This window comes from Actinosynnema sp. NPDC037264 (genome assembly GCF_055603705.1).
In genome coordinates, this window is sequence record NZ_JBVJVK010000116.1 from 1 (window position 1) to 10,140 (window position 10,140).

Genomic DNA, 10,140 nt, shown 5'->3' on the forward strand with positions numbered 1-10,140 from the left:
GCATACCGCTGTTGTATGTGGCCCATTCGGCCGTGCCCCCGGGAGCCGCCTCAGGCCCGACTATCGCGAACACGGACTTGTGAAACAGGCGCTAGCCGCCCGCCACCAGGGCCGCGTCGATCTCCCGGTGCGCTTCGGGGTGCTCCGCCCACCACTTCGCGTACCCGGGATTGCGGGGCAGCACCGAGCGGTAGGCGCGGGCGGCGGCGGCGAAGACGTCGTGGGCCCGGCCGGCGGCGGGGCCGTCCCGGCGGGTGGCCAGCAGCAGGTCCACCATCAGCGGCGCGCCGCGCAGCGGCCGGATCACGATCCCGTCCCCGCTGCGCGACTGCGGCAGCGCGAACGACACCGCCCCGTTGGCGACCAGGCTGCGCGCGGTGCTCGCCTCGTTCACGTGGTGGGTGAACCGGGGTGTGAAACCGGCCGCCGCGCACGCCTGGAAGATCTGCAGCCGGTTGCCGACGAGCTCGTCCGGCGGCGCGACCCAGTCCCGGTCGGCCAGCTGCGCGAGGTCGACGTCGTCCTGGACGACCAGCGGGTCGGTCTCCGGCAGCGCCACGAACTGCGGCTCGCTCACCAACCGCCGCAGCTCCAGCCCGCGCAGCTCCCGCCGCTCCAGCCCCTCGAACCGGTCGAGCACGCCCAGCTGCACCTGTCCCGACACCAGCAGCTCCAGCAGGTCCGACGCGCCGGACATGATCTCCGTGCGGACCTCCGAGCAGCGGATCACCCGGCGCAGCTCCGCCACGAACTGCCCGAAGAACAACGTGGGCACCCCGCCGACCAGCAACGGGCCGGGCTTGCCCTCGCTGGTCCGCCCGCGGGCCAGCGAGACCAGCTGCTCGACCTCGTCGAGCACCAGCCGGGCCGTGCCGACGACCTGCTTGCCGAGGTCGGTGGGCAGGGAACCGCCGGGGGTCCGGTCGAACAGCCGACCGCCCACGATCCGTTCGACGGTCCGCAGCTGGGCGCTCATCGCGGGTTGCGTGAGCCCCAGGCGTGAGGCGGCCTTCGTGAGGCTGCCTTCTTCCGCGATCGCGCACACCGCGCGCAGGTGGCGTAGCTCAAGCTCGGGCATAACGCTCTTCTATCCCCCTTTCGTATGAGCCGCCAGCCCTTCCGGCGGTCATAGTTGGCGAGGTTCCCCTGCGACCGAGGAGAAGCGGATGCGTCACGCGAGCCAGATCTACTGAAGCGGACTCGGGCCGTCCCGCCCCGCGCCACGGGTGCAGGTGACGTGCCAGGGGGTGCGAGGCCGACGTCCCCACCCCGTTCGGGGCCGCCGGTCGCGACTGCGGAGTGAGCGACCGGTGGCCCCGTCGCGTGGTCGGTGCGCGCGGCCGGCGGGGATCAGGGGTGGACCGGGATCCGCACCGCCGTCCCGGTCACGGTGACCCGGGGGTCGTCGGGCGAGACCGCGATCTCCAACAGGCTGGGCCTGCCCATGTCCACGCCCTGGTGGATGGTGATCGACCGCCGCCGGTCGACCTGCCCGACGGCCCGCAGGTAGCCGCCGAACGCCGCCGCGGCGGACCCGGTCGCCGGGTCCTCCACCACACCGCCCACCGGGAACGGGTCGCGCGCGTCGAAGACGTCCTCGCTGCGCTGGTGCACCAACTGCGCGGTCACCGCGTCGTTGGCCCGCAACAGGTCGCCCAACGCGTCGAAGTCGTACTCCAACGCCGCCAACCGCTCCCGCGTGCGCACCGCCAGCACCAGGTGCCTCGACCCGCCGAACGCCCAGTGCACCGGGTACCGCGGGTCGAGCTCGTCGGCCGACCACCCCAGCGCGCGCAACGCCTCGGCCACGTCACCCGCCGGCGCCGGCGTCGACGACGTGGGCACGCTGGTCAAGCCGGCCTTCCCGGGCGTCGCGGCGATCTCGACCAGCCCGGCGGGCGTGTGGAACCGGACCGTCCCCGTCCGCTCCAGCGCGACCGCCGACGCCACGGTCGCGTGACCGCAGAACGGCACCTCCACCAACGGGCTGAAGTACCGCACGTCGAACTCCCACCCGTCACCGCGCGGGAACAGGAACGCGGTCTCCGAGTAGCCGACCTCGGCGGCGATCTCCAGCATCGACGCCTCGGTCAAGCCGGTAGCGTCGAGCACGACACCGGCCGGGTTGCCGCCGGCGGGGTCGGTGGTGAAAGCGCTGTAGCGGAGCACGTCCGGTTCCCGGACCGCGGTCTCATGCACGTCGTTCATGCGGACAGCGTCTCCCACCACCTACCATCGAGTCCAACGATTCCCTGCGATGGATCCGATCGGTATTGTCGATGCGGTGGACACCCGCCTCCTGCGCACCCTCCTGGTGCTCGCGCGCACGGGCAGCTTCACCGCCACCGCGGCGGAGCTGCACCTCGTGCAATCCACGGTGACGAGCCAGGTCAAGGCCCTGGAGCGGCACCTGGGCGCCCGCCTGTTCGACCGGCTGCCCAGCGGCGCCCGGCTCACCGAGGCGGGCCGGCAGGCCGTCGAGCACGCCCGCGAGGTGCTCACAGCCGAGCAACGCCTGCGTGACGCCGTGCGCGGCAGCACGGCGGTGGAGGGCGACGTCCGCATAGCCGCACCCGAGTCGGTCTGCGCCTACCGGCTGCCGCAACGCGTCGCGGACGTGGCGATGCGCTGGCCGGGCATCTCCGTGCACCTCTCGCCGGCCGGCACCCGCCAAGCCCTGACCGGCGTCCGCAACGGCACCCTGGACCTCGCCCTGGTGCTGGAGGACTCGCTGGTCGCGCCGGGCCTGAAGGTCACCGCCATCGGGGTGGAGCCGATCGAGCTGGTGTCCGCGCCCGGCGTGGTGCTGGACGAGCGGTACTTCCTGCTGGAGGAGGGCTGCTCCTACAGCGACCGGTTCGTGCGCGACCTGCCCGCGACGCCGAGCATCACCCGGTTCGGCAGCATCGAGGCCGTGCGGTCGTGCGTGGTGGCCGGCCTGGGCTGGACGGTCCTGCCGCGCGTCGCCGTCGCCGAGCACCTGGACGCGGGCACGCTCCAGCGCGTCCGTGAACTGCCCGACAGCACGTTGTTCCTCGTCACGGACCCGCGCCGCACCCCTTCCGCGGCCGTCCGCGCCGTCGCGGCCGCGCTCGGCTGAGGACCGGCGCTCATCCGACCGGCTGCGCCAGCATCCCCTCGCAGCTGCGCACGACCACCGCCGCCGCCCGCCGCTGCCCGTGGTCCAGCGCGGGGTCCACCGCGTGCCCGCGCCACCGCCCCAACGCCTCCAGCACGGCCCGCCGCAACTCGCCCTCCGTCGGCTCGTGCTCCATCCCCAACCGCACCACCGGGTTCGTGCCCAGCCCCCCGACCAACCGCGACGCCTCGGCCTCCAGGTCGCCGGGCAGCCGGGTGCGCCCGCCCTGCAACGCGGCCAACAACCTCAGCTCCCGGAAGTCGTGCGCCGAAGCCAGGATCCGCTCCACCGACGCCGCCAACCCGATCGACCCGGGCCGCGGTTCCGCGCGCAGCACCACGTCCAGCCCCAGCAACGCCGCCCGCGCCTTGAGCACCTCCCGGCGCTCGGTGAAGTAGACGCCGATCGAGTCGCGCAGCTCGCCGAGCCCGCTGCGCTGCACCAGCTGCCCGGTCAGCTTCACCTGCGTGTCGAAGCCCTGCCGGATCAACGTCGTCGTCAGCCGCACGCCGAAGATGCCGAACCGGTCCACCAGGCCCCGCCGCGCCGCCGGGTCCAGCCGCACCGGGAAGTCCTCGCCGACGAACCGGTCCGCGGACAGCAGGTGGCCGTCCAACTCCGTGCGCGCCAACGACGCCAGCGACGCCAGCGCCGCGAACTCCTCCGGGCGCAACGTCCGCGCGGCCACCGCGAGCAGCCCCGCCACCGCGACCACGTTCTGGCACAACGGGGTCACCGTCGCCTCGCGCCGGTACCGGCGGGCGATCTGCTTGGCCGAGGACAGCGCGTCGATCCGGCCGCCGCCGATCTCGTCGGCCCGCGACAGCACCAGCACCGTGTTCACCGGCGCGACCCGCGCCACCGGGTGGTCGTGCGCGGTCTGCAGGAACCGCACGTCCGTGGTGTGCATGTGCCTGGTCAGGTACAGCACCGCGTCGGCCTCGCCGTAGACGTGCTCGACCGGCGCGCCCGCCGGCGTGTCGATCAGGGTCAGGTCGCGCAACGACCGCGACGGCCACTCCACGGTCACGCGCTCGGCGTCCGGCGCGTCGACGAACGCCTTGCCGTCGCGGCGCAGCACCGGCACCTCGTACTGGCCGACGTGCGCCCGCGGCCGCGGCCCGTCCTGGTACCACGTGGTGGCGCCGGTCGGCGCGAACTCCTCGCCGATCAACGCGCTGACCACGGTCGACTTGCCCGAGCGCGGCGCGCCCGCCACGGCGACGCGCACCGGCTCGCCGAACCGCGCCTGGTGCCCGCGCAGCCACGCGACCGCGCGCGGGCTGTCCCGGTAGACCACCAGGGCGTCCTCGAGCAGCGCCCAGACCTCGTCCTCCAGCGTCACGCCCGGCGGCGCCTCGCCCGAAGGCATCATGCGCTGATCCCCAGCGGTGGCGCCTGACCTCCCGCGAGCCCTTGGACCCGTTGGTAGAGCTGCACGAGGTCGTCCAGCTCCCGCTTGGCGTCCCGGTTGCGGCGCTCGCGCTCGGTGTTGTCGTCCTGCACCGCGCGGCGGGCGCTGCGGGCCGATTCGAGCAGCGTCTCCTGCAGCTCCTCGGCCAGCGTGGCGAAGTGGTTGCGCAGGCTGCGCTGGATGTGCCGGGCCGCGTCGCGGCAGTCCTTGCTGAACTTGATGAAGAAGTCGTCCACGTGCCGGGCCGCGGCGGCCTTGGCGGCGGCCTGCCTGCGGCGCAGCCGCTGGTCGCTCTCGTCGATGATCGACTTGCCGCCGAACAGCGCGCCCGCGCCCAGCGAGATCGCGTTGATCAGCGGCATCCCGGCGAGGCTCGTCGCCAGGCCGAACATCAGCACGCCGCCGTAGGAGCCCTTCAGGCCGGTGAACGCCTTCTGCATCACGCTGAACTTCTCGATCACCGGCTTGTCCATGGGCGCGACCCGGTCCAGCACGTCGTCCGGGAAGATCGACTCGGGCAGCAGGTCGTCGCGGACGACCGGGAAGCTCCTGGCGACCTTCTCGGCCACCCACTCCGAGCGGTCGAGCAGCCAGGCGAAGTTCGTGGTGGCGGCCTCGGTGAGGTTGTCCTCCAGCCAGGACTCGAACTTGTCCCAGCCCAGCGCCGGGTCGGCGGTCTCGAACGTCTTGTCCACCTCGCGCATGATCTTGCGGGTGCGGTCGCGCAGGTCGTACTCGATGTCGGAGACCAGGTCGGCCATCTCGTCGGCCAGCACGGTCTGCCAGCGCGCGGACCGGCGGCGCAGCTCGTCGATGCGGCGCTGGGCCTCGTTGAGCGCGGCGATCGTCTTCTCCGGGCCCTGCGCGACCCCGGCGGTCAGCTCCTCGCGCACCGGCGCGACCAGCTGCTTGATCGCCGACGCGGCGGTGACCGCGACCGTGCGGCGGGCCAGCTGGTCGGCGGCGGCCACGATGTCCTGCCGCACGCAGGTGAGCAGCTCGGGGAAGCCGGACTCGGCGTTGAGCGCCTTGTCGCCGGTCTTGGCCGCGCGCAGGCGCAGCGCGGCGGAGACCGGGACCAGCTTCGCGGTCACGCCGGCGCGGGCCAGGTGCGCCCGGTTGCGCTCGACCACCCGCCGCCACTGCGCCGCGATGTCGATCTTGGTGAGGACCACGATCACGTTCGGGCACGACGTCATGACCTGCTTGAGCAGCTCCAGCTCCGACCCGGTCAGCTCGGCCGTCGCGTCGGAGACCATGAGCACGGCGTCGGCCTGGAGCAGCGCGGCGAACGTGCTCGCCGTGTGCGCGGGCCGCAGGTCGCCGACGCCCGGCGTGTCGATCAGCACCAGGCCCGAGTCGAGCAGGGCTCGGGGGATGCCGACCTCGGCGCGCACGACGTCGCCGCCGTGGTGCCGGTCGGCGCTCACCCGGCTGGCGAGCTGGTCGAGAGGCACGGGGATGCGTTCGGTGGGCGTGTTCGCGATGGACGCGCCGCGCACGAGTGCGGCCGACGGGGTCTCCGCGTGCTGCACGAAAGTGGGAACGGTGGTGGTGACGTCATCACCCACCGCGCACACCGGGGCGTTCACCATCGCGTTCACGAGCTGGCTCTTGCCCTGCTTCGGCTCGCCGATCACGAGCACGCGGAGCTTGGGGTCCAGCTGGCGGGCGCGCTTGTCGCGCAACCGTTCGGCCAGGTCGGGCCGGTTGTGCGCAGCGCAAGCCCGGATCGTGTCGTCGAGCACGTCGAGCCAAGGCGCGGACATCACCCGGCAGAGTGTGCCGGTAAAACCCGTCCGGGTGAAAGTCCGGGGACGTTCCGGGCATGTTCCGGGCACAAGGCGAGGGCCGGTCCCGTCGCGTGGACAGGACCGGCCCTCCGGTGGTGGATCAGTCTCAGAAGAGCAGGTTGTCCACGCCGAGCGAGTCGACGACCGGCAGGTCGAGGCTGTCGACCGTGCCGGTGACGTTGCTCACGACACCGCCGACGCCGGCGGTGTCCGCCACGCCCGAGACCACACCGGTGACGTCGGACAGGGGAGCGGCGCCGTGGGTGTCGAACTCGGCCGAGCCGTGCGCCGAGCCGGACACGCCGAGCGCGTCGCCGAGGCCCGCCACGTTGCCCAGGCCCGCCACGTCGCCGAGGCCGGCCACGTTGCCGAGGTCGCCGACGGGCAGCGAGCTGGTGAGGCCACCGGTCACGTTGCCGATCACGCCGTTGAGCGTGTCGACGGCGCCGAACGCGGTGCTGGTCAGGCCTTCCGCGCCCGGCAGCGAGCCGGTGACCCCACCCGCGGTGGCGACGGCACCGTCCAGCGTGCCGGTCGCCGTGGCGGTCAGGTCCGAGACCTGACCGGTGGCGGTGTGCAGCGTGCCGTCCAGGGTGTCGGTCACGTCACCCACCGCGGAGAAGTCGCCCTCGACCGTCAGCTCCGCCGAGGCGGCGCCGTCGAGCAGGTCCCAGCTCGACACGCCGCCGAAGACCGACAGGCCGTCGGCGTCCGCGCTGAGCGTGCCCGCCACGGCGGCCTTGACGTCGCCGGCGCCGGTGGCACCCGACACCGCGAGCTGGTCCGTGACGGCCTTGAGCTGGAAGATCGCGCCGGCCTGGCCTGCGTCGACCAGGTCGAGCGGCAGGTCCTCGAGCAGCGAGCCGTCGAGGGCGGGCAGGCCCCCGGTCGGCACGTAGTCGAGCACCAGCGGGATGACTTCCTGCACGTCCAGGGCGCTGATGTCGCTCAGGCCGGCCCTCGCCAGGGTGCCCTCGGCGTCGGCCTGGAAGTCGGCCAGCGCGGTCGGGTCGCTGAGCAGGTCGAGAACGAAGTCGTGCAGCGTGTTGGGGCTGGAGCCCATGATGGATGTCTCCTGGTCGAGTAGGACGCGGGTAGCCGGCCCGGCAGGGGTGGGGTCCGGCCTGGTGATCAAGGTATGGGCGGGGGGATCACCGGCCATCGGGGATTACTCCCAGTAGATGCCGCAACCACGATGGGGTGGTTCTCGTTCACTCCCTAGGGGATTAGGGGATGGCCTTGTGACCATCTCGTAACCCGTGTAGGTACTGCCGGTAGTTCGTTCAGGTGAGTGAAGGAGGCTCCGAGTTGCCGTACGTCCTCGGGGTCGACGTGGGCACCACGCGCACCGCCGCCGCCGTGTGCCGGTTGGGCGGGACCGGGCGCGCCGAGCCCGAGGTGGTCGGCCTCGGCGGTCCGGGCGGCGGGGTGGCGTCGACGCTGCAGCTCACCCCCGACGGCGCGTTCGCGGTCGGCGAGCCGGGCGACCCGCGGTGGACCGCGACCGGCTTCGGCCGCCGGGTCGGCGACGCGGTGCCGGTCGTGCTGGGGCCCGACCCGCTGTCGCCCGGTTTCAGGGACGCGGACGCCGAGCGGTGCCCGGCGGAGGAGCTCACCGCGCTCATGGTCATGTGGGTGGCCGACCAGGTCGCCGCGCGGGAAGGCGAACGGCCCGCGCACGTCGTGCTCGCGCACCCGTCCGGCTGGGGCGCGTACGCCAAGGGCCTGATGCACCGGGCGCTGCGGGCGGTCGGCGTGGAGGCGTCGCTGGTGCCCGAGCCCGTCGCGGCGGCCGAGAACCACGCGTACAGCCGGTCCTTCGCCGGGCCGCTGGGCGTGTTCAGCCTCGGCAGCCACGGGTTCGCCGCCTCCGTCGTCGGCCGGGGTTTCGAGCTGGTCAAGACCGTCGAAGGGGTCGACCAGGCCGCCGGCGTCGACTTCGACGACGCGGTCTTCTCGCACGTGCGGACCTCGCTCGGGCGGGAGCTGGCCGAACTGGACGCCGACGACCCCCGCACCCGCGGCCTGTTCGGCAGGCTGCGCCGCGACTGCGAGGCGGCCAAGCGGGTGCTGTCGGGCACGCTGGAGACGTCCATCCCGGTGCACCTGCCGTCCGGGCCGGTGGACGTGCCGATCACCCGCGCGCAGTTCGAGGACCTGATCCGCCCGGACGTGGAGCAGGCCGTGGCGGTGTTCGAACGCGTCGTGTCCGGCGGCGTGGAGATGACCGCGCTCGTCGGCGGCAGCGCCCGCATCCCGCTGATCGCGGCGTCCGTGCCCGGCCGGGTGGTGCTGGAGGCCGCGCCCGAGACGTCGGTGGTGAAGGGCGCGGCGCTGGCCGCGCGCAGGCTCGTGATCGGGCCCGACGCCGAGCCCGAGCCGATCGAGACCTCGGTCATGGTGCGCGACGACGACCCGTCGCTGAGGTTTCCCGTGGGTGGCTTGGAGGCGCCGGACGCGGAGCCCACCGCGCCGCCGCCCCGCCCGCCCGTCGACATCACACCGCTCGACCTGCCGGAACGGCGCACCGTGAAGCGCGTCGTGCGCGGGCTCGTGCCGACCGGTGGGCGCCGTGCCCGTGACAGCGAGGATGGCCGTTGAGCCCGAGCACGACCGCGAGTCCAGTGTTGTCCCAGCAGGTCACGCAGGTCCTGGACGCCGTCGCGGCAGCAGCCGTCGGCTCCGGGCCCGTGCTGCGGCTCGGCGTGGTCGCGCCCGGCGGGTACGGCAAGACCACCGTGCTGCGGGAGATCACGCGGGCGTTCGGTGACGCGGGCGCGTCGGCCTCGGTCGTGGACGACGCGCACCTGCTGCCGGACGCCGAGCTGCTGGCGCTGCGCTCCCTGGTCGAACGGGGTGACGAGCACGTCGTGGTGGCCTACCGGCCGTGGCCGCGGTCGCGCGCGCTGGCGGCGTTGGCCGAGTCGTTGGGCCGGGCGCGGCCGTCGTTGATGCTGGAGCCGTTCACGCGGGAGCAGGTGCGCGCGGTGCTGCCCGCGTCCGCCCGCGGCCTGGTGGACTACGTGCACCAGCAGACCGGCGGCGTGCCGCGGTTCGTGCGGCGGCTGGCCGGGCTGACCGCGGCGGAGCTCACGCCGGAGGTGGTGGCGTCGTTCCGGGCCGACCTGGACTGGCTGGACGCCGACGTGCGGAAGTACCTGCTGGCCGCCGAGGCGGGTGCGGCGCTGCGGCTGGACCTGCTCGGCGGGCTGCTCGGGGTCGACGCCGACGCGGTCGGCGACGTGATCGAGGCGGGGCGGGCCACCGGCCTGGTCGCGGCCGACGGGACGTTGCTGCCCGTCGCCCGGCAGGCGGTGGCGTCGCTGAGCCGCACCGACCGGCGGATCGCCGTGCGGCAGCGGCTGGCCGAGCTGCAGCTGGCGTCCGGCGGGCCGGTGCTCGACCTGGTGCGGCCGTTGATCGGCGTCGGCGGGACGGGCAACCAGGCCGGTGTCGTCGGACCGGAGATGGCGCAGGCGTTCCGGGCGGCGGCCGAGGAGGCGCTGGCCACCGACCCGGCGCTGGCGGCGCGGCTGCTGGCCGCCATCGGCACGGCGGGCGCGGACGTCGCCGTGCGGCGGGCGGTGGCCTCGGCCATGGCGGGCGACCTCGACGCGGCGATGCGGCTCGCGGACCAGGTGATCTCCGGCGGCGACGTCGAGCACCGCGGCGCGGCGGCGGAGGTGGCCGCGATCGCGCTGGCGCACCGGGGCCAGCTGGCCCGCGGCACGGAGCTGCACCGGTGGTCGCCGAGCTCGACGTCCTCGGCGTTCGCGGTCATCGGCCAGGTCGGC

At 73.9% G+C, this 10,140-nt stretch carries 7 protein-coding genes and 1 pseudogene; 3 read left to right on the forward strand and 5 right to left on the reverse strand.

Annotated elements, in window-relative coordinates:
* Window positions 1–91: 91 nt before the first annotated feature.
* Both ACZ7GX_RS45105 and ACZ7GX_RS45110 read right to left on the reverse strand, forming a co-directional pair.
* Window positions 92–1,078, reverse strand: a complete 987-nt coding sequence (locus ACZ7GX_RS45105) for a LysR family transcriptional regulator (protein WP_498786823.1) — start codon at window positions 1,076–1,078, stop codon at window positions 92–94.
* Window positions 1,079–1,350: 272 nt separating this feature from the next.
* Complete coding sequence (locus ACZ7GX_RS45110) at window positions 1,351–2,208, reverse strand: PhzF family phenazine biosynthesis protein (protein ID WP_498786824.1); 858 nt, start codon at window positions 2,206–2,208, stop codon at window positions 1,351–1,353.
* A gap of 76 nt (window positions 2,209–2,284) precedes the next feature.
* On the opposite strand from ACZ7GX_RS45110, the gene ACZ7GX_RS45115 reads away from it, so the two are divergent.
* Window positions 2,285–3,100 carry a LysR family transcriptional regulator gene (locus ACZ7GX_RS45115; RefSeq protein WP_498786825.1) on the forward strand — a complete coding sequence of 272 codons (816 nt, stop codon included), beginning with the start codon at window positions 2,285–2,287 and terminating at the stop codon, window positions 3,098–3,100.
* A gap of 10 nt (window positions 3,101–3,110) precedes the next feature.
* Here the strand turns inward: ACZ7GX_RS45115 and ACZ7GX_RS45120 are convergent, their stop codons facing one another.
* From ACZ7GX_RS45120 to ACZ7GX_RS45130, 3 genes are all read right to left on the reverse strand, one after another.
* Complete coding sequence (locus tag ACZ7GX_RS45120) at window positions 3,111–4,514, reverse strand: P-loop NTPase family protein (RefSeq protein WP_498786826.1); 1,404 nt, start codon at window positions 4,512–4,514, stop codon at window positions 3,111–3,113.
* Entirely contained in the window at window positions 4,511–6,322 is a 1,812-nt protein-coding gene (locus ACZ7GX_RS45125; RefSeq protein ID WP_498786827.1) for a dynamin family protein, read from the reverse strand. The genes ACZ7GX_RS45120 and ACZ7GX_RS45125 overlap by 4 nt, the downstream gene beginning before the upstream one ends.
* A 130-nt stretch (window positions 6,323–6,452) precedes the next feature.
* Window positions 6,453–7,409, reverse strand: a complete 957-nt coding sequence (locus tag ACZ7GX_RS45130) for an IniB N-terminal domain-containing protein (protein WP_498786828.1) — start codon at window positions 7,407–7,409, stop codon at window positions 6,453–6,455.
* Between the two features lie 245 nt (window positions 7,410–7,654).
* Between ACZ7GX_RS45130 and ACZ7GX_RS45135 the strand changes: the two genes are divergently transcribed.
* Both ACZ7GX_RS45135 and ACZ7GX_RS45140 read left to right on the forward strand, forming a co-directional pair.
* Complete coding sequence (locus tag ACZ7GX_RS45135; RefSeq protein WP_498786829.1) at window positions 7,655–8,947, forward strand: Hsp70 family protein; 1,293 nt, start codon at window positions 7,655–7,657, stop codon at window positions 8,945–8,947.
* Window positions 8,944–10,140 (forward strand): annotated as a pseudogene (locus ACZ7GX_RS45140) (LuxR family transcriptional regulator); the annotation flags it as partial. The gene ACZ7GX_RS45135 and the pseudogene ACZ7GX_RS45140, both read left to right, overlap by 4 nt.